The organism is Rhodococcus sp. 4CII, from assembly GCF_014256275.1.
GTDB lineage: Bacteria > Actinomycetota > Actinomycetes > Mycobacteriales > Mycobacteriaceae > Rhodococcus_F > Rhodococcus_F wratislaviensis_A.
Genome location: NZ_JACCFE010000002.1, coordinates 6,462,909 through 6,481,471, shown reverse-complemented (window position 1 = coordinate 6,481,471; position 18,563 = coordinate 6,462,909). Strand labels below are relative to the sequence as shown.

Here is an 18,563-nt window from a genome sequence, read left to right as displayed (position 1 = left end):
TACTCCGCGCCCGACTTATTCCCGGGTTCCATTCCCTGCGGCGTCCGCAGATCGATCCACATCCATGGTATCCGACGTCGCGAATTCGGGTTACTACCCGGCCGCCGCGCCCTCCCACCCGCGCGCGGCCGCGGCGGCGAGGTCCCGGAGCTGTGCGTATGCATCCGTCATCGCGAGTTCGACGGATCCGGCGTGGTCCACGAGGGACAGGGCACGGTCGATGCCCGCGCGGTCGAGGTCCGCGGTGTCGAGGAGAACCTGCCCGGCCAGGACGAGCGTCGCGATGGACCGTCTGCGCGCGGCCGCGGCGAGCGCGATCACGAGCTTTCCGCGTAGCGACTGCTGGTCGAGACGACCCTCGCCGGTGACGACCAGCTGGGCGGAGGCGAGCTGCCGGTCCTGCCGGGTGCGCTGCGCGACCACGTGGGCGCCGGATTCGCGGGTTGCGCCGAGCGCGAGCAGCGCGGCCCCGATCCCCCCGGCGGCGCCGGCGCCCGGTTCGGCGGCGACCTCCCGGGCCGTGACCCGGCGCAGTTGGGCCGCCCACGCGGTGTTCCGGTCCTCGAGGAACGCGACGGTGTCGGGGTCGGCACCCTTCTGCGGTCCGAACACGCGGGCGGCGCCGTGTTCGCCCAGCAACGGATGTTCGACGTCGGTCGCTGCCACCAGTTCCACGGTGCGCAGGCGGGCGACGGCGGCGTCGGCGCTCCCGAACCCCTCCGCCAGTGCCTCGACGAGGCCTCGGCCTCCGTCGGTGCAGCTGCTCCCGCCGAGACCGACGACGATCCTCCGGGCTCCCGCGTCGAGAGCCGCCACCACGAGTTGTCCGACGCCTCGACTGTGGGACTCGCGGGCGGTGCGGGGCGTCGGCGGCCCGCCGAGAAGTCCGAGCCCGCAGGCCTGCGCCGATTCGAGGTAGGCGTCGGCGCCGTCGAGGAGCCAGCGGGCCGCGACATCGGCGCCGAGGGGCCCTTCCACGACCGCGGTCCGGACGTTGCCTCCCGCCGCGGCGACGACGTCGACGAACCCGGGGCCGCCGTCGGACTGCGGTGCCTCGATCAGCTGGTCGTCGGGACGCACAGCCGACCATCCCGCCGCGATGGCAGCGGTGGCCTCCACGGCGGTCAGCGTGTCACCGAAGGAGTCCGGTGCGATCAACACTCGCATCGGCGAAGTGTAGGGCGGCGGGCACGACCCGGCATTTCGGTGCGAGGGCGGTTTTCCTCCCGGTGCCGTCTTCCCATACTCTGGAAGGGTGAAATTGCTACGCCGCGGTGATTCGGACAATTCAGACAAGCGGGACGTCGAGGTCGCCGAGTCGTCCACGGCCTCGGAGGCGGAGTCCGTCGAGCAGGCAGGCAAGGGCCGCCCCACGCCCAAGCGGCGCGACGCCGAATCGAAGCGTCGCGGCCCGGTCGCGCCCGCACCCCTGACGGCGAAAGAGGCCCGGGCCCGCAAGAAGGCCAACCGCGGCACCAAGGAGGAGCGCAAGGTTGCGGCGGCCGAGCGTCGCACCACCGCCGCCGACCGTCGCGCCCGCATGCTCGCAGGTGAGGACAAGTACCTCCTACCCCGCGACAAGGGTCCCGTCCGCGCCTACGTCCGGGACATCGTCGATGCCCGGCGCAACCTGGTCGGCTTGTTCATGCCCCTGGCCCTGGTCCTGATCATGGCGATGTTCGTCAGCCCGGCGCTGCAGGCCATCGTGACGCTCGCCATGCTCATCATGATGCTGTTCATGGCCATCGAAGGTGTCTGGCTGGGCCGCAAGATCAACAACCAGGTTCGCGAGCGTTTCCCGGACACTCCCGACGGCGGATTCAAGCTCGGGTGGTACGCGTTCGTGCGGGCCTCGCAGATCCGCAAGCTGCGCGCCCCCAAGCCGCGAGTACGTCCCGGCGACGCCATCTGACGATCAGTTGTGGGGCGCGCGGTGCGTCTCGGCCAGCAGCCGGCCCAGTGCGGCGTCCCGATCGTCCGACAGGTCCGTCATGGGATCGGCCGGGCGGAAGAAGTTGTCGCGGAAGCTGTTCCGCAGCCGCGGGTGGAGTGGGCCCAGGTGCCGGCCGGCGTACGTCACAGCCGCTTGCAGCACGAGGAGAAGTGCGACGAGGACGAGGAATTCGGTCATGGCTGAAATTTTCCGCCCATTCACTTCCCGCCAACAGTGGCGGAATTGACGATATTCGTCAAAATACTGCCACGGCGCCGGGTTGGTAGCGTCTCCCTCCGTGCCCACCGCCGACCGCCCGGACAGTACGAGTCGCCCCGATGCGACCTCGCGAACGCTGGTGCTCGGCGGCGCCCGCTCCGGAAAATCCGCTCACGCCGAGGAACTGGCCCAGGCTCTGGCCGGATCGGACCAAGTCCGCTACGTCGCCACCAGTCACCGCGACCCCGCCGATCACGACTGGGAACAGCGGGTCGCACAGCACCGCGACCGGCGTCCCGACAGCTGGCTCACCGTGGAAACCGCACACCGGCTCGACCTCGCCGAACAACTGCGGTCCCCCACCGACGCGGCGGCCACCCTCGTCGACGATCTCGGCACCTGGCTCACCGTCGAACTCGACGGCGCTGCGGCGTGGGAATCGCCCCGCGGCACGATCACCGACCGGACGGACGAACTCGTCGCGGCCGTGCGCGACTACCGCGGCGCACTCGTCCTGGTCTCCCCCGAGGTCGGTCTCGGCGTCATCCCGGAGACTCGGTCCGGCCGCCTGTTCCGCGACGAGATCGGCGCCCTCAACGCCCGGCTCGCACAGGTCTGCGACCGCGTCCTCCTCGTCGTGGCCGGACTGACCGTGACCTTGAAAGATGTTCCCGCACAACACTCGTGCGGCGCAGTAGTACCCACTCGAGCGAGAGGCCAAGCGTGACCAGCGAGTCCGTGAGCACCGACCAGGGTCGGTTCGAACCCGTCACCCCGCCCGACGAGGGGGTGCGCGCGCAGGCCGAGGCCCGCCAGTTGCAGCTCACCAAACCCGCCGGCTCGCTCGGCCGGCTCGAGACACTCGCCTGCTGGGCGGCGTCCTGCCAGGGCGTGTGCCCGCCCGCACCGTTCGCGCGGGCGCGGGTGGTGGTGTTTGCCGGTGACCACGGGATTGCGCGAACCGGCGTCTCCGCCTACCCGCCGGAGGTGACGGCGCAGATGGTCGCCAACTTCGTCGGGGGTGGCGCGGCCGTCAACGCTCTCGCGAACCGGGCCGGTGCGAGCGTCCGGGTCGTCGACCTGTCGGTGGACGGTGACACGGATCCGTCGGTGTCCGCGTTCAAGATTCGCCGCTCGTCGGGGGCGATCGATCGTGAGGACGCGCTCACGCACGAAGAGACGCTGCGGGCCATCGAGGCGGGCCGGTCGATCGCCGATTCCGAAATCGACTCCGGCGCAGACCTGTTGATCGCCGGCGACATGGGTATCGGCAACACCACTCCGGCCACCGTCCTCATTGCCGCACTGACCGATACCGAACCGGTGGCGGCGGTCGGCCGGGGCACGGGGGTCGACGACGCCGGCTGGATCCGGAAGACGGCCGCCATCCGCGACGCGATGCGCCGGGCCCGGCCGGTGGTCCGGGACACGGTGGCCCTGCTGCGGACGGTGTCGGGTGCGGACCTCGCGGCGATGGCCGGATTCCTCGCCCAGGCCTCCGCGCGCAAGACTCCGGTGATCCTCGACGGAGTCGTCGTCACCGCCGCCGCCATGGTCGCGGAGGAACTCGCCCACGGTGCCCGCGCCTGGTGGCTGGCCGGCCACCGCTCCACCGAACCGGCGCACACGATCGCGCTGAAACACCTGCAACTCGAACCGCTCCTCGAACTGGACATGCGTCTCGGCGAGGGGTCGGGCGCCGTGACCGCGCTGCCGATCCTGCAGGGCGCCGTCGCCACGCTCGCGGAGATGGCGACGTTCGCGGAGGCGGGAGTGAGCACCCGCGACGCCGACGCCGACAGCGAGGGCACCGAGACCGACTCCGCCGCCCCCACCGCGGGCTGACCGTGTCGGGCGTGCTGCTCGCGTTCTCCTGGCTGACGGTGTTTCCCCTGCGCGGACCGGATTCCGTGGATCGCGCAGCGGGGGCCCGCGCCATCCGGGCGGCGCCGCTGACCGGGATCGCACTGGGCGGCCTGGCGGCGGGACTGTTGTGGGCACTGGTGTCCGGCGGACTCGACCCCGCCCTTGCCGGCCTGCTGACCGTCGGCGTCCACGCTCTCGCCACGCGCGGCATGCACATCGACGGCCTGTCCGACACCGTCGACGGGCTCGGCTGCTACGGACCGCCGGAGCGGGCGCGGGCGGTGATGCACAGCGGCGGCGCGGGCCCGTTCGGGGTCTGCGCCCTGGTGATCTGCCTGGGCGCGCAGGGTCTGGCGTTCGGATCCCTCGGCGCTGCAGGAGAATTCGCGTGCGTGGCGGTCGCGGTGGCGGCCGGCAGGGTGGCGGTCGTGTTCGCCTGCCGACGCGGAATTCCCGCGTCGTCGACGGAGGGGTTCGGCGCACTGGTCGCCGGAACCCAACCGCTGTGGACGGGTATCGCCTGGACCGCTCCGCTCCTCGCGGCGGCCGCGTGGTGCACCTCGCCGTGGTGGCAGGGACCGGTCGTCGTGGCGGTTGCGCTGACGCTCACCGCGCTGCTGGTGGCCCACTGCGTCCGGCGGTTCGCCGGCCTGAACGGCGATGTGCTCGGCGCCGCACTCGAGATCACGGTCACCGTCGCGGCGGTCGGACTCGCATTCTGAGCGACCGCCGCAACCGCGGTCAGCGCAGTTTCGTCATCCAGCCGTGGGTGTCGGCGAACGTTCCCCGCTGGATCCCGGTCAACGTGTCACGCAGGGCCATCGTGACCTCTCCGGGCTCTCCGTCCGCGATCGTGAATTCACCCTCGGCCGATTTGACCCGGCCGACCGGTGTGATGACCGCCGCCGTTCCGCACGCGAACACCTCGGTGATCTCGCCCGACTTCGTCTTGGTGCGCCATTCCTCGGTGCTGATCCGACGTTCCTCCACCGCGAAACCGGCGTCGGTCGCGAGGGTCAGCAGCGAGTTGCGGGTGATCCCCGGAAGCAGCGAACCGGACAGCGACGGCGTCACGAGGCGGGCGTCGGACCCGGAGCCGAACACGAAGAAGAGGTTCATGCCGCCCATCTCCTCGACGTACGAACGCTCGATGGCGTCGAGCCAGACCACCTGGTCGCATCCCTCGTCGGCAGCCTGCGCCTGGGCGAGAAGCGACGCCGCGTAGTTGCCCGCGAACTTGGCGGCACCGGTGCCGCCGGGGGCGGCGCGCACGTATTCCGTCGACAGCCACACGCTGACCGGCTTCACTCCGCGCGGGAAGTACGCGCCGGCGGGCGAGGCGATCAGCAGGTAGCGGTACTCGTCGGCCGGTCGCACCCCCAGACCGGCCTCGGTGGAGAACATGAACGGGCGGAGGTACAGCGCGTCCTCCCCACCGGCGGCGGGAACCCATTCGTGATCGAGCTCGAGCAGCTCGGTGATCGACTTGACGAACAGCTCCTCCGGCAGCTCGGGCATCGCGAGGCGGCGGGCCGACGTCGCGAGTCGTTCGGCGTTCGCCTCGAGGCGGAACGTCGAGATGCCGCCGTCGGGTTGCCGGTACGCCTTCAACCCCTCGAAGATGGCCTGCCCGTAGTGGAGCACCATCGCCGCCGGGTCGAGCTGGAGCGGACCGTACGGCTCCACCTTGGCGTCGTGCCAGCCGAGCTCCGTGGAGTAGGTGATCGACACCATGTGGTCCGTGAAGTACCGGCCGAATCCGGGCGCCGCCAATATCTCTCGCCGTACCTCGTCCGAGGTGAGGGCGGGATGCGGGACGCGGACGAACTCGGTGACACCTGTCATGCCCGTGATCTTATCGAACACCTTCCACCGCCCCGCCGCCGACAGGTCGTCCCGGACAGGCGCTTACTTGGTGTTGATCTCCACGAACGGCGGAGACACCACCTCGGCGCGTAGCGAACGTCCCCGGACGTCCACCGCGATCTCGTCGCCGGCCGACACCCCGGCACCGGAATCGAGCAGCGCCAACGCGATCCCGACCTTCAGCGTCGGAGAGAAGGTGCCCGACGTGGTCTCGCCGATCGGCTCGCCGTCACGCAGCACGCTCTGGCCGGCGCGCAACACCCCGCGGTCCAGCGCCTTGATGCCCCACAGCCTGCGCAACGGACCGGACGCCTTCTCGTCGGTGAGCGTCTCCTTGCCCCAGAACTTCGGCTTCTTCCATCCGATCGCCCACCCGCAGCGCGCCTCGAGCGGAGAGATCTCCAGCGACAGTTCGTGCCCGTGCAGGGGGTAGCCCATCTCGGTGCGCAGGGTGTCCCGGGCGCCGAGACCGGCGACCTGCCCCCCGTGAGCGCGAACCTGTTCCACCGCCGCCCGGAACAGCTTCTCGCTGTCCTCCCAGCGGGGTAGCAGTTCGAAACCGACCTCGCCGGTGTACCCGCTGCGGCACACGCGGACGGGTACGCCGTCCCAGGTGGCGTCGGCGAAGGCCATGTACTCGATGTCGGTGGGCAGGCCGAGCGCGGTGAGCACCTCCACCGACTTCGGCCCCTGTACCGCGATCACACCGAAGTCCCGGTGCTGGTTCTCGACCGTGACGCCGGCAGGCGCCGCGGCGGCCAGTGCCGCGACCACGTCCGCGGCATTGGCGGCATTGGGGACGAGGAACACCTCGTCGGGACTCACGTAATACGCGATCAGATCGTCGATCACCCCACCCGACGGCGTGCAGCAGAGCGTGTACTGCGCCTTGCCGGGACCGATCTTGTCGAGGTCGTTGGTGAGTGCCGAGTTGACGAAGGCGGCGGCACCATCGCCCCGAACGAGGGCCTTGCCGAGGTGGCTGACGTCGAACACCCCCACCGATTCGCGCACCGCGGTGTGCTCGACCACGGTGCCGGCGTACGACACGGGCATCTCCCAGCCGCCGAAGGGAGCGAACGTGGCCCCGAGTTCGACGTGAACGGCGTGGACGGGCCCCTGCGACAACTGCTCCTCGGTCATGCGCCTCAACCTATCGGACCGTCGGGTGCACCGGGTATACGACGGCGGCGGAGCACTACCATCGGGACGGACGTCGGCCACCCGACACCACCCGCCCCCGAACTGCTGCAGGAGAGACACCGTGAGCACCCACACAGCCCGACCCCTCGGACCACAACTCGCCCTGGCAGGCACCGTCGGCAAGCGCGTGGACGTGCTGGTGATCGGACTGACGTCGACCTCGGACGGACCCGAAATCGCGCTCGGCGACGGCATCGTCGACGAAGCGATACTGACCGATCTGCTCGACACGCTGGTCGCGGTCGGCGCATCGGGAAAGGCCGAGGAGACCACCCGCGTCCCGGGACCCGTCGCGCTCCCGGTCGACAGCGTGCTGGCCGTCGGACTCGGTTCGGCGGAGAAGCTGGACGCCGAGCAGATTCGTAAGTCCGCGGGCGCGGCCGCACGGTCGCTCAGCGGCGTCGGCACAGTCGCAACCACCCTGTCCGTGCTCGATCTCGGCGCGGCGGCAGAAGGTTTCGCCCTCGGCGCGTACCGGTTCACCGAGTTCAAGTCCGCGAAGTCCGCGCCCGGCCCCGACGCGCAGCCCGTCGCCCGGGTGGAGCTTCTCGTGTCGTCCCCGCGCGCGAAGGAGTCGAAAGACGTCCTCGCTCGCTCGGCGGCGGTCGCCGAGGCCGTGGCCACCGCCCGCGAATTCGTCAACACTCCCCCGAGCCACCTCTTTCCCGCCGAATTCGCCGACCGCGCAAAGGCTCTCGGCACGGACGCCGGACTGAAGGTCGAGGTCCTCGACGAGAAGGCGCTCGAGAAGAACGGATACGGCGGCATCCTCGGCGTGGGCAAGGGCTCGTCCCGCCTGCCGCGGCTGGTGCGCCTGAGCTACTCCGCGAAGAAGCGCAACGCACCCAAGGTCGCGCTCGTCGGCAAGGGCATCACCTTCGACACCGGCGGCATCTCCATCAAGCCCGCCGCCGGCATGGAGAACATGACGTCCGATATGGGCGGCGCCGCAGCCGTCGTCGCCACCGTCGTCCTCGCCGCCAAGCTCGGACTGCCCGTCGACGTCACCGCCACCGTCCCGATGGCCGAGAACATGCCGTCGTCCACCGCGCAGCGTCCCGGCGACGTCCTCACCCAGTACGGCGGAACCACGGTCGAGGTCATCAACACCGACGCGGAGGGACGCCTCGTCCTCGCCGACGCCATCGTCCGCGCCTGCGAGGACGAGCCCGACTACCTCATCGACACCGCGACGCTCACCGGCGCGCAGATGGTGGCACTCGGCAACCGAACGCCCGGCGTCATGGGCACCGACGAGTTCCGCGACCGGGTCGCCGCCATCTCCCAGGAGATCGGTGAGAACGCGTGGGCGATGCCGATGCCCGCCGAACTGCGCTCGGACCTCGACTCGAAGATCGCCGACCTCGCGAACGTCACCAACCACCGCTGGGGCGGCATGCTCGCCGCGGCCCTGTACCTGAAGGAGTTCGTCGCCGACGGCGTCCAGTGGGCGCACATCGACGTCGCAGGCCCGGCATACAACTCGTCGGGACCGTGGGGATACACCGGTCGCGGAGGCACCGGCGTGCCCGTGCGCACGATGATCTCGGTGATCGAGGACATCGCCGCCAACGGCTAGGCGCTCCGCGCCTGTGCGCCTTTCTGGTTGTTCCAGCTACCACAAAGGCGCACGGGCCCGAAGGGCCTACAGCTCCCGCTCGCGCTCGCGCTTCCGCTCGATCCGGCGGCGCGCGTCGAAGTCGCGCATCCGCTGCGGGTAGCCGGTCTTGCGGACGTCGTACACGGGGATGCGGAGATCCTCGCCGAGTTTGCGGGCGCCTTGCTCTCCGCCCACCCGGCGCCGGGTCCACTCGCCGTCCGCTGCGACGAGGACGACGGTGACTTCGGTCACCGTCGTCTGCGGTTCCACGTACGCCTCCACTCCGAGGTGCGTGCGAGTCCAGTTCGCGAGGTGGGCGGCATCCTCCGAGGACGCCCGCGATCGGCCGGACCGAGGCCGCGAGAAACGGTCGAACAACCCCACGTCGAGCCTCCTCGAGTACGTGCACGCGGACCGCGCCGCCGACTGTCCTCCAAGTTTGCCAGCGAACGTCCGGTCTCCGCCGCACACGAAAACTACTGGCCGGTAGGCATAACGTCCGGGTGCACCCGAAGTCGCGGCGGGTGCCCCTCGACGGACGCGCCCATCGGATCAATGGAAAGATGTGGAGCGCCGACACAGCGAGTGGGTGACGACGAATCGGAATTACCTGCGAGTAACCCGCAAGACACGTGCATCTCGAGCACAATGGTTCACGACCACAAGTCGACAAAATTCCACAACCCGAACACAACTGTCGAGGAGTCAAAAGACATGGCCTTCTCCGTCCAGATGCCAGCGCTTGGTGAGAGTGTCACCGAGGGAACTGTCACGCGGTGGCTCAAGCAGGAAGGAGACACGGTCGAAGTTGACGAACCCTTGCTCGAAGTCTCCACGGACAAGGTGGACACGGAAATCCCGTCTCCCGTGGCCGGCGTTCTCAGCAAGATCGTTGCTCAGGAAGACGACACCGTGGAAATCGGTGGCGAGCTTGCCGTGATCGGCGACGCCGGTGAGGCTCCCGCCGCCGACTCCGCTCCCGCTCCCGCCGCCGAAGAGCCTGCCGCGGAGCCGGCTCCCGCTGCCGAGGCACCGGCCGCCGAGTCTGAGCCCGCCGCATCCGGCAACGGTTCCGCCGAGGGCACCGCGGTGAACATGCCGGAACTCGGTGAGTCCGTCACCGAGGGCACCGTCACCCGCTGGCTGAAGGCCGTCGGCGACGAGGTCGCCGTGGACGAGCCGCTCGTCGAGGTGTCCACCGACAAGGTCGACACGGAGATCCCGTCGCCGGTCGCCGGTACCCTCCTCGAGATCAGTGCCGAGGAAGACGACACCGTCTCCGTCGGCGGTCAGCTCGCCGTCATCGGTTCCGGCGCACCCGCCGCCAAGCCGGCCGCGGCGCCTAAGCCCGAGCCCACCCCCGAGCCCACCCCCGAGCCCGCGAAGCCCGCACCGGCTCCGGAGCCGGCGAAGCCCGAGCCCGCCAAGAGCGCACCGGCTCCCGCAGCCGCTCCCGCCGCATCCGCACCCGCACCCGCGGCCGCGGCTCCCGCCCCAGCTGCCATCTCCGGGGACAGCACCCCGTACGTCACCCCGCTGGTGCGCAAGCTCGCTGCGGACAACAACGTCGACCTGTCGGCGGTGACGGGCACCGGCGTCGGTGGCCGCATCCGCAAGCAGGACGTCCTGGCCGCCGCGGAGGCGAAGAAGGCACCGGCTGCCGCCGCGCCCGCTGCCGCACCGGCCGCCGCTGCCCCCGCAGCCGCATCCGCCGGGGTCCGCCCCGAGCTGGCGCACCTGCGCGGAACCACGCAGAAGGCCAACCGGATTCGTCAGATCACCGCCACCAAGACGCGGGAGTCGCTGCAGACCACGGCGCAGCTCACCCAGACCTTCGAGGTCGACGTCACCCGGATCGCTGCCCTGCGTGCGCGGGCCAAGAACACCTTCCTCGAGCGAGAGGGCGTCAAGCTGACGTTCCTCCCGTTCTTCGCGAAGGCCGTCGTCGAGGCGCTGAAGTCGCACCCGAACATCAACGCCAGCTACGACGAGGCGAACAAGCAGATCACGTACTACGACGCCGAGCACCTGGGCTTCGCGGTCGACACCGAGCAGGGTCTGCTGTCTCCCGTCGTCCACAACGCCGGCGACCTGTCGCTGGCCGGCCTGGCCCGCGCGATCGCGGACATCGCCAAGCGCGCCCGCTCCGGTGGGCTCAAGCCGGACGAGCTTTCCGGGGGCACGTTCACGATCACGAACATCGGCAGCCAGGGCGCCCTGTTCGACACGCCGATCCTCGTGCCGCCGCAGGCCGCGATGCTCGGAACCGGCGCGATCGTCAAGCGCCCCGTCGTCGTGACCGACGAGTCCGGCAGCGAATCCATCGGCGTCCGCTCGATGTGCTACCTGCCGCTCACCTACGATCACCGTCTCGTCGACGGTGCCGACGCAGGCCGATTCCTGACCACGATCAAGCAGCGTCTGGAGCAGGGAGCGTTCGAGGCCGACCTGGGTCTCTGATTCGTCACCCGACTTCGAGCCGAACGTAGTTTCGCAGGGGCACCATTTCCACCCGGGATGGTGCCCCTGCGCTGTGAAGGAGGCTGTTGCACATGCGAGTGGTCATCGCCGGATCCTCCGGGCTGATCGGCACCGCTCTCGTCTCGTCTCTCCGCGGCGACGGCCACGACGTCGTGCGTCTCGTCCGCCGCTCGGCAGCCGGTCCCGACGAGTCGCGCTGGGATCCTCAGAAGGACCGGCTCGACACGGATATCCTGTCGGATGCCGACGCCGTCGTGAATCTGTGCGGCGTCGGGATCGGTGACAAACGCTGGAACGGGGCGTACAAGCAATTGATCCGGGACAGCCGCATCGCCGCCACCGACGTCCTGGCGGAGGCCGTCGCCGAGGCCACGGTTCCCGTGTTCGTCAACGCGAGCGCCGTCGGCTACTACGGCGACACCGGAAACCGCGTCGTCGACGAGTCCTCCCCGCCGGGTGAGGGTTTCCTCGCGGACACCTGCCGCGACTGGGAGGCCGCGACCACCCCCGCAGGCGACTCGAAGGTCCGGACCGTGCTGTTGCGGAGCGGCATCGTCCTGTCCCCGCGCGGTGGCCTGCTCGGCCGGCTGAAGACCCTGTACTCGGTCGGGCTGGGAGGGCGGCTCGGCAACGGCCGCCAGTACCTGTCGTGGATCTCGTTGGAGGACGAGATCGATGCGATCAAATTCGTCCTCACCCGCGACGACGTCGCCGGACCCGTGAACCTCACCGGCCCGGCGCCGGTCACCAATGCGCAGTTCAATGGCGCGGTCGCGCGCACGCTGCACCGCCCCGCACCGTGGATCGTTCCCGGGTTCGCGCTGACCGCGCTGATGGGCGAGTTCGCGCAGGAAGGCATCCTGGCCGGGCAGCGCGCCATCCCCACGGTGCTCGAGAATGCAGGATTCCGGTTCCGGCACAACACGATCGGTGAGGCCCTCGATGCCGCCCTCGTGCGGTGAACCCAGGTCGCGACGGTGGGGCGGCAGTCCCGGCGTAACCTCTAGCGCATGAGCAGCGCGACACAATCCGCCCGTTTCAGCCCACTACCGATCTCCGTCGAACACCTCGGCCGGATCGGATATGTCGACGCCTGGGACCGACAGCGCGAGCTGGCGGCCGAACGTGCGGATAACGTGGGCACCGACACTCTGCTGCTGCTCGAACACCCGGCTGTCTACACGGCGGGACGACGGACCGAACCCGGCGACCGCCCCACCGACGGCACGCCCGTGATCGACGTCGACCGCGGCGGGAAGATCACCTGGCACGGCCCGGGACAGCTGGTGGGATACCCGATCGTCAAGCTGGCCGAACCGGTCGACGTCGTGCGGTACGTCCGCAGGCTGGAGCAGGCGCTGATCGCCGTGTGCACCGACCTCGGCATCGAGTGTGGCCGGGTCGACGGCCGCTCCGGGGTGTGGCTGCCCGCGTCGCTCGAGAACGGACAGTGGCTGCCCGAGCGCAAGGTGGCGGCCATCGGGGTGCGGGTGCAGCGTGGTGTCGCCCTGCACGGTTTCGCGCTCAACTGCAATTCCGTCCTGACGGGGTTCGACGCCATCATCCCGTGCGGTATCCGCGACGCCGGTGTCACGTCGCTGTCGCGGGAACTGGGCAGGGACGTGACGGTCGACGAGGTCACCCCCGCCGTCACGGCGGCGGTCGTCGCAGCGCTCGACGGCACCCTCCCGGTGACCGAACACGACATCGAGCGAATCACTTTCGACTCCGCCGCGGCCGAGAAGCCGTCCTCCGCCCCCACCTTCACTACCGTTCAGTACGGCTGACGAGCACTCCCCGGCCCGTCGGGCGCGCCGGGCCGGGCGTAGCATCGTTCGCGTGACTGTGGCCCCAGAAGGACGCAAATTGCTCCGCCTCGAGATCCGAAATGCGGAGACCCCGATCGAACGCAAACCGAACTGGATCATGACGAGAGCGAAGATGGGCCCGGAATACTCCGAGCTCAAGGGCCTCGTCAAGCGCGAGGGTTTGCACACCGTCTGCGAAGAAGCCGGCTGCCCCAACATCTACGAATGCTGGGAAGACCGCGAGGCAACCTTCCTCATCGGCGGTGAACAGTGCACCCGCCGCTGCGACTTCTGCCAGATCGACACCGGCAAGCCGGACGACCTCGACCGCGACGAACCCCGCCGCGTCGCCGAGTCCGTCCAGGCGATGGGGCTGCGGTACTCCACCATCACCGGTGTCGCCCGCGACGACCTCCCCGACGGCGGCGCCTGGCTCTACGCCGAAACCGTGCGCCTGATCCACCAGCTCAACCCGGGCACCGGCGTCGAACTGCTCATCCCCGACTTCAACGCCAAACCCGAACAGCTGGCCGAGGTGTTCGCCACCCGCCCCGAGGTGCTCGCGCACAACGTCGAAACCGTTCCCCGCATCTTCAAGCGGATCCGGCCCGCGTTCCGCTACCAGCGCAGCCTCGACGTCATCACCGCCGCCCGCGAGGATGGTCTCGTCACCAAGTCCAACCTCATCCTCGGCATGGGCGAAACCCCCGACGAGGTCACCCAGGCGTTGCACGATCTGCACGACGCGGGCTGCGACATCATCACCATCACCCAGTACTTGCGCCCCTCCCCCCGGCACCACCCCGTCGAACGATGGGTCAAGCCCGAGGAATTCGTCGAGCACTCCCAGACCGCAGAGGAGATCGGGTTCGCCGGCGTCATGGCCGGACCGCTCGTCCGCTCGTCGTACCGTGCCGGCCGCCTCTACGCCCAGGCGATGGCCCACCACGGCCGCGAACTGCCTGCAGGACAGGCGCATCTCGCCGAAAGCGGCGAAGCGTCGCAGGAGGCAAGTTCCCTCATGGCGCGCCTCGCCCGCTGACCGAAGCACGTGCGCGGTGACCGACACCGGACGGGTCATCACCGCGCACGGCCAGGGACGTATCCTGAAGAGCATGGCGAACGGCAGTAAATCCGGTAAAGCGGGCAAACCCAGTAAAGAAGCAAAGGCAGCCGCCAAGGCAGCCCGCAGGCAGGCGTCGAAGGAACGCAGAACCCAGCTCTGGCAGGCGTTCCAGATGCAGCGCAAGGAAGACAAGCTGCTGTTGCCGCTCATGCTCGGCACCCTCATCGGACTCGCGGTGGTGTTCTTCCTCGTAGGCCTGATCTGGGGCCTGCAGTGGTTCCTCCTCCCGATCGGTCTCCTCCTCGGCGTGCTCGGCGCGTTCATCATCTTCGGCCGGCGCGTGCAGAAGACGGTGTACGGCAAGGCGGAGGGCCAGGCGGGCGCGGCGGCGTGGGCACTCGACAACATGCAGGGCGCGTGGCGCGTCACCAGTGCGGTCGCGGGCACCACCCAGCTCGACGCCGTTCACCGCGTGATCGGACGGCCCGGCGTCATCCTCGTCGCCGAGGGGTCGCCGCAGCGCGTGAAGGCGCTGCTCGCCCAGGAGAAGAAGAAGACGGCTCGGCTGGTCGGCGACACCCCGATCTACGACATCGTCATCGGCAACGACGAGGGCCAGGTCCCGTTGTCGCAGCTGCAGAAGCACCTGAACAAGCTCCCCAAGAACATCGACACCAAGCGCATGGATGCCATCGAGTCGCGACTCGCCGCCCTCAGCAGCCGCGGCGGCGGTGCCGCACTACCGAAGGGCCCGATGCCCGGCGGTGCGAAGATGCGCGGAGTGCAGCGCACTATCCGTCGTCGTTAGACGCTGTCGCCGTCCACCCTTCCGCCCGATGTCGCTCCGACGTCGGGCGGAAGTCGTTCGGCAGGTCAGCGCGTGCGGATCAGGGCGGTACCCGTGGCGCGGTCCTGCATGCCGCGACCGTCGATGTCCGTGATGGTGCCCGGTACGACGAACACGAGCAGCGCCTGACGCACCAGCGCCCGGACGAAGCCGACGCGGGCCGGTCCGTCCACGCGTGCCACCTGCATCCCGAGGAACAACTGCCCCGGTGTGAACGAGAACAGTGTCACCGTGACGACACCGACGAGAAACCAGACGAGCAGGGTGAAGGTCGAGAACGGGCCCTCGAAGAAGTTGTCGCCGATGATCAGCGCCGCGACGCCCGCCGACGACACCCAGTCGATCATCAGCGCGGCGAGACGGCGTCCCGTGCTCGCGAGGGAACCGGGACCTTCCGCCTGCAGACCGAGGCGCTCGCCGCGGAAGGACTGCTTCGTCTCGTCCGCACCGTTCGGCAGGGCCGCCGTGGGTCCGGAAAGCCAAGAACCGGTGATACGTGCCATGCTGTCCAGGATAGGCGTCGAATCAACGGGGACCTCACACCGGAGCTGAAGGCTGTGTGCGCAGTCACAGCCGGTGCGAAAGCCCAGGACAATGCGACGCGTAACACGGGCGAAACAAAGGGTTGACCGGCGGGCAACACCAAGTACTTACCGTCTGGCTCGACGAATTCGCCAATATCCACTTGGCTGAAGCGACTTAAGGAGCACAAGCGTGGCGTTCACCACGGCCGAAGAGGTCATCAAGTTCATCAAGGACGAGAACGTCGAATATGTCGACATCCGGTTCAGTGACCTGCCGGGCGTGCAGCAGCACTTCTCGATCCCCGCGTCGGCGTTCAACCAGGATGTCTTCGAGGACGGCCTCGCGTTCGACGGTTCGTCCGTCCGCGGCTTCCAGTCGATCCACGAGTCGGACATGATGCTCCTCCCCGACGTCGCCACCGCCCAGATCGACCCCTTCCGTGCGGCCAAGACGCTGAACATCAACTTCTTCGTCCACGACCCGTTCACGCGGGAGTCCTACAGCCGCGACCCGCGTAACGTCGCGCGCAAGGCCGAGGAGTACCTGAAGTCGACCGGCATCGCCGACACCGCCTTCTTCGGTGCCGAGGCCGAGTTCTACATCTTCGACTCCGTCCGCTACGACTCCGGCATCAACGGCGCGTTCTACGAACTCGACTCCATCTCGGGTTCCTGGAACACCGGTAACGACGTGAACGCCGACGGCAGCCCCAACCTGGGCTACAAGGTCCGCCCCAAGGGCGGTTACTTCCCCGTCGCTCCGTACGACCACTACGTCGACCTGCGCGACGAGATCTCCACCAACCTGCAGAACGCGGGCTTCGAGCTCGAGCGCGGCCACCACGAGGTGGGCACCGGCGGCCAGCAGGAGATCAACTACAAGTTCAACACGCTGCTCGCGGCCGCGGACGACCTGCAGCTGTTCAAGTACATCGTGAAGAACACCGCCTGGCAGCACGGCAAGTCGGCCACCTTCATGCCGAAGCCGCTGTTCGGCGACAACGGCTCGGGCATGCACGTCCACCAGTCGCTGTGGAAGGACGGCAAGCCGCTGTTCCACGACGAGGCCGGCTACGCGGGTCTGTCCGACATGGCGCGTCACTACATCGGCGGCATCCTGCACCACGCGCCGTCGCTGCTGGCGTTCACCAACCCGACGATCAACTCGTACCACCGTCTGGTGCCGGGCTACGAAGCCCCCATCAACCTGGTGTACAGCCAGCGCAACCGCTCGGCGGCGGTCCGCATCCCGATCACCGGCAACAACCCGAAGGCGAAGCGCCTCGAGTTCCGCGCCCCCGACTCCTCGGGTAACCCCTACCTGAACTTCGCGGCGCAGATGATGGCCGGCCTGGACGGGATCAAGAACAAGATCGAGCCGCAGGCTCCGGTCGACAAGGACCTCTACGAGCTTCCGCCGGAGGAGGCCCGCAACATCCCGCAGGCCCCCACCAGCCTGTCGGCCGTCATCGACCGCCTCGAGGCGGATCACGACTACCTCACCGAGGGTGGCGTGTTCACGTCCGACCTGATCGAGACGTGGATCTCGCTCAAGCGTGAGCAGGAGATCGCCCCGGTCAACCTGCGTCCGCACCCCTACGAGTTCCAGCTGTACTACGACGTGTAAGTCGTGACGCCCGCCGAAATGCGGGTCGGTACTCCTTGACGAGCCCATCCGTGGCGCCGACTGCTTCAGCCGGTGACGCGGGTGGGCTCGTTCGCGTCGCGCCCCGGTGCGGTCCGGGCACCGCCGGAACCCGCCCGGCGCGGTCGTTCGCAGCCGTATGATCCAGGGAACCGACCGCACGGACCGTTGCGGGAACGTTCGCTCGAAGGCTTTCGGGATACTTGCTCCGTTCTCCAGCCCCATGGTTCGAGAAGCAGGTGGTGCGGGATGTCAGTGCCCACGACGCCGACCGGCGTCCCGGTGCCGCGCCGTATCGTGGTCATTCTGTTGCTGGTGATCCCGCTCAGCCAGATCCCCCTCGACATCTACACCCCGGCCCTGCCGCAGATGGTGATCGATCTGGACGCGTCCGCCGCGGTCGTGCAGAACACGGTGACGGCGTACATGCTGGGCATGAGCCTGGCGTTCATTCCCGTCGGTCTGATCGCGGATGCGGTGGGCCGCAAACGCACACTGCTGACGTGCCTGGCGATCCTCGTCGTCACCAGCATCGGGTGCGCGCTCGTCCAGAACGTCACCGTCCTGCTCGGTCTCAGGTTCGTGCAGGGAATCGGCGGGTGTGCGTGCCTCGTCCTCGCCTACGCGATCGCCGCCGACTGCTATCGGGGCGCGCGACTCACGTCCGTGTCCGGTCTTCTCGGGGCGGCGTGGGGGCTGGCACCCGTCCTCGCCCCGGCCGTGGGTGGTGTGCTCGTGCAATTCATCTCGTGGCGTCTGGTGTTCGGGTCGATCGCCTTGTTGGCGGCGCTGGCGTTTCCTCTCGTCGTCGCGGGACTGCCGGAGACGCTGCCGCCCGAATCGCGTACCTCGGTCGACGCCGCCGCGGCGGCGCGGGTGCTGCGGGTCGCGCTGCGCCACCGGATCTTCGTCGGCTTCGTGCTCGTGTTCGGGCTGATGGCGTCCGCCCAGATGGTGTTCGGTGTGGTCGCACCGTTCCTCTACCAGGAAATCCTCGGCTTCTCCCCCGCCGCCTACGGTGCGGTGGCGCTCGTCGTGGGCGGCGCGAACCTGCTCGGCGAACTCGCCTGCGGCGCCCTGGCCGTCCGGGTAGGCACCCGCAGACTCGCCTTCGGCGCGTGGTGGGTGTTCGTGCTCGGCGCGCTCGTACTCACCGTCACGGCCGGATTGTCCGTCGTCACCGCGCCGGCCATCACCATCGGCGCCTGCCTCGCGCTCGCCGGATGCGGCGTGCTCTGCCCGCAGATGTACGGACTGGCCCTCGGACTGTTCACCCGCAATCTCGGGCTGATCGGCGGTGTCGTCACCGCGGCCTGCTATCTCGTCGTCAGTGCCGCGATGGCGGTCGCCGGAGTGCTGCCCGAAAACAGCCAGGCACCTCTGGGCTGGCTCTACCTCGTCCTCGGCGCCGGAGCCGGAATCCTGCTGCTGCTCACCACCTCTGCGCGGCGGTCCGAGGGCTCTCCGGTCGCCGCACCCGAACCACGACCCGATCGGAGGTGACG

The 18,563-nt window shown here is 69.1% G+C and carries 18 protein-coding genes; 12 read left to right on the top strand and 6 right to left on the bottom strand.

Annotated elements, in window-relative coordinates; all coding sequences use genetic code 11:
* Positions 1 to 93 precede the first annotated feature (93 nt).
* Positions 94 to 1,167, bottom strand: a complete 1,074-nt coding sequence (locus H0B43_RS30845; protein WP_185950088.1) for a glycerate kinase — start codon at positions 1,165 to 1,167, stop codon at positions 94 to 96.
* A gap of 88 nt (positions 1,168 to 1,255) precedes the next feature.
* On the opposite strand from H0B43_RS30845, the gene H0B43_RS30840 reads away from it, so the two are divergent.
* Positions 1,256 to 1,912 (top strand): DUF3043 domain-containing protein, encoded by a 657-nt coding sequence (locus H0B43_RS30840; protein ID WP_185724471.1) that lies wholly within the window; start codon positions 1,256 to 1,258, stop codon positions 1,910 to 1,912.
* 3 nt (positions 1,913 to 1,915) lie between these two features.
* On the opposite strand, the gene H0B43_RS30835 is transcribed toward H0B43_RS30840, so the two are convergent.
* Positions 1,916 to 2,131, bottom strand: a complete 216-nt coding sequence (locus tag H0B43_RS30835; RefSeq protein ID WP_185724472.1) for a hypothetical protein — start codon at positions 2,129 to 2,131, stop codon at positions 1,916 to 1,918.
* Between the two features lie 100 nt (positions 2,132 to 2,231).
* Here H0B43_RS30835 and cobU point away from each other — a divergent pair, with 100 nt between their 5' ends.
* Genes cobU through H0B43_RS30820 form a run of 3 tightly spaced genes read left to right on the top strand, consistent with a single transcriptional unit; the run spans position 2,232 to position 4,740 of the window.
* Positions 2,232 to 2,879 carry a bifunctional adenosylcobinamide kinase/adenosylcobinamide-phosphate guanylyltransferase gene (cobU, locus tag H0B43_RS30830; RefSeq protein ID WP_185724473.1) on the top strand — a complete coding sequence of 216 codons (648 nt, stop codon included), beginning with the start codon at positions 2,232 to 2,234 and terminating at the stop codon, positions 2,877 to 2,879.
* A complete protein-coding gene (cobT, locus tag H0B43_RS30825) occupies positions 2,876 to 3,997 on the top strand; it encodes a nicotinate-nucleotide--dimethylbenzimidazole phosphoribosyltransferase (RefSeq protein WP_185724474.1) in 1,122 nt (373 codons plus the stop codon). Before cobU ends, cobT begins: the two co-directional genes overlap by 4 nt.
* A 2-nt stretch (positions 3,998 to 3,999) precedes the next feature.
* Positions 4,000 to 4,740 (top strand): adenosylcobinamide-GDP ribazoletransferase, encoded by a 741-nt coding sequence (locus H0B43_RS30820; protein WP_185724475.1) that lies wholly within the window; start codon positions 4,000 to 4,002, stop codon positions 4,738 to 4,740.
* Positions 4,741 to 4,759: 19 nt separating this feature from the next.
* Here H0B43_RS30820 and H0B43_RS30815 read toward each other — a convergent pair whose 3' ends face one another.
* Both H0B43_RS30815 and gcvT read right to left on the bottom strand, forming a co-directional pair.
* Entirely contained in the window at positions 4,760 to 5,863 is a 1,104-nt protein-coding gene (locus tag H0B43_RS30815) for a branched-chain amino acid aminotransferase (RefSeq protein WP_185724476.1), read from the bottom strand.
* A gap of 63 nt (positions 5,864 to 5,926) precedes the next feature.
* Positions 5,927 to 7,027 (bottom strand): glycine cleavage system aminomethyltransferase GcvT, encoded by a 1,101-nt coding sequence (gene gcvT / locus H0B43_RS30810; protein ID WP_185724477.1) that lies wholly within the window; start codon positions 7,025 to 7,027, stop codon positions 5,927 to 5,929.
* A gap of 121 nt (positions 7,028 to 7,148) precedes the next feature.
* Here gcvT and H0B43_RS30805 point away from each other — a divergent pair, with 121 nt between their 5' ends.
* Complete coding sequence (locus H0B43_RS30805; RefSeq protein WP_185724478.1) at positions 7,149 to 8,666, top strand: leucyl aminopeptidase; 1,518 nt, start codon at positions 7,149 to 7,151, stop codon at positions 8,664 to 8,666.
* A gap of 66 nt (positions 8,667 to 8,732) precedes the next feature.
* Here the strand turns inward: H0B43_RS30805 and H0B43_RS30800 are convergent, their stop codons facing one another.
* The gene (locus H0B43_RS30800) at positions 8,733 to 9,071 is read right to left on the bottom strand and encodes an oxidoreductase (protein WP_185724479.1); all 339 of its coding nucleotides are present in this window, start codon (positions 9,069 to 9,071) and stop codon (positions 8,733 to 8,735) included.
* Between the two features lie 330 nt (positions 9,072 to 9,401).
* Between H0B43_RS30800 and sucB the strand changes: the two genes are divergently transcribed.
* The 5 genes from sucB (at position 9,402) to H0B43_RS30775 (ending at position 14,850) form a co-directional block, all read left to right on the top strand.
* Positions 9,402 to 11,147 carry a 2-oxoglutarate dehydrogenase, E2 component, dihydrolipoamide succinyltransferase gene (sucB, locus tag H0B43_RS30795; protein ID WP_185724480.1) on the top strand — a complete coding sequence of 582 codons (1,746 nt, stop codon included), beginning with the start codon at positions 9,402 to 9,404 and terminating at the stop codon, positions 11,145 to 11,147.
* Positions 11,148 to 11,239: 92 nt separating this feature from the next.
* On the top strand, positions 11,240 to 12,130 hold the full coding sequence (locus H0B43_RS30790) for a TIGR01777 family oxidoreductase (protein WP_185724481.1): 891 nt from the start codon (positions 11,240 to 11,242) through the stop codon (positions 12,128 to 12,130).
* Positions 12,131 to 12,178: 48 nt separating this feature from the next.
* A complete protein-coding gene (gene lipB / locus H0B43_RS30785) occupies positions 12,179 to 12,955 on the top strand; it encodes a lipoyl(octanoyl) transferase LipB (protein ID WP_185724482.1) in 777 nt (258 codons plus the stop codon).
* Between the two features lie 52 nt (positions 12,956 to 13,007).
* Positions 13,008 to 14,018 (top strand): lipoyl synthase, encoded by a 1,011-nt coding sequence (lipA, locus tag H0B43_RS30780; RefSeq protein ID WP_185724483.1) that lies wholly within the window; start codon positions 13,008 to 13,010, stop codon positions 14,016 to 14,018.
* A 73-nt stretch (positions 14,019 to 14,091) separates the two neighbouring features.
* Positions 14,092 to 14,850 carry a DUF4191 domain-containing protein gene (locus H0B43_RS30775; RefSeq protein ID WP_185729742.1) on the top strand — a complete coding sequence of 253 codons (759 nt, stop codon included), beginning with the start codon at positions 14,092 to 14,094 and terminating at the stop codon, positions 14,848 to 14,850.
* A gap of 65 nt (positions 14,851 to 14,915) precedes the next feature.
* On the opposite strand, the gene H0B43_RS30770 is transcribed toward H0B43_RS30775, so the two are convergent.
* Positions 14,916 to 15,392 carry an RDD family protein gene (locus H0B43_RS30770; protein WP_185724484.1) on the bottom strand — a complete coding sequence of 159 codons (477 nt, stop codon included), beginning with the start codon at positions 15,390 to 15,392 and terminating at the stop codon, positions 14,916 to 14,918.
* Positions 15,393 to 15,603: 211 nt separating this feature from the next.
* Between H0B43_RS30770 and glnA the strand changes: the two genes are divergently transcribed.
* Both glnA and H0B43_RS30760 read left to right on the top strand, forming a co-directional pair.
* Positions 15,604 to 17,040 carry a type I glutamate--ammonia ligase gene (gene glnA / locus H0B43_RS30765; RefSeq protein WP_005247755.1) on the top strand — a complete coding sequence of 479 codons (1,437 nt, stop codon included), beginning with the start codon at positions 15,604 to 15,606 and terminating at the stop codon, positions 17,038 to 17,040.
* A 267-nt stretch (positions 17,041 to 17,307) separates the two neighbouring features.
* Positions 17,308 to 18,561, top strand: coding sequence for a multidrug effflux MFS transporter (locus H0B43_RS30760; RefSeq protein WP_185724485.1), 1,254 nt, complete (start codon positions 17,308 to 17,310; stop codon positions 18,559 to 18,561).
* Positions 18,562 to 18,563: the final 2 nt, after the last annotated feature.

Bases quoted from the DNA above. Each gene is read 5' to 3' on its own strand.
- lipB (WP_185724482.1), top strand. From the start codon at position 12,179: ATGAGCAGCGCGACACAATCCGCCCGTTTCAGCCCACTACCGATCTCC.
- H0B43_RS30770 (WP_185724484.1), bottom strand. From the start codon at position 15,392: ATGGCACGTATCACCGGTTCTTGGCTTTCCGGACCCACGGCGGCCCTG.
- H0B43_RS30835 (WP_185724472.1), bottom strand. From the start codon at position 2,131: ATGACCGAATTCCTCGTCCTCGTCGCACTTCTCCTCGTGCTGCAAGCG.
- H0B43_RS30760 (WP_185724485.1), top strand. From the start codon at position 17,308: ATGTCAGTGCCCACGACGCCGACCGGCGTCCCGGTGCCGCGCCGTATC.
- H0B43_RS30815 (WP_185724476.1), bottom strand. From the start codon at position 5,863: ATGACAGGTGTCACCGAGTTCGTCCGCGTCCCGCATCCCGCCCTCACC.
- H0B43_RS30775 (WP_185729742.1), top strand. From the start codon at position 14,092: ATGGCGAACGGCAGTAAATCCGGTAAAGCGGGCAAACCCAGTAAAGAA.
- H0B43_RS30790 (WP_185724481.1), top strand. From the start codon at position 11,240: ATGCGAGTGGTCATCGCCGGATCCTCCGGGCTGATCGGCACCGCTCTC.
- gcvT (WP_185724477.1), bottom strand. From the start codon at position 7,027: ATGACCGAGGAGCAGTTGTCGCAGGGGCCCGTCCACGCCGTTCACGTC.
- H0B43_RS30845 (WP_185950088.1), bottom strand. From the start codon at position 1,167: ATGCGAGTGTTGATCGCACCGGACTCCTTCGGTGACACGCTGACCGCC.
- sucB (WP_185724480.1), top strand. From the start codon at position 9,402: ATGGCCTTCTCCGTCCAGATGCCAGCGCTTGGTGAGAGTGTCACCGAG.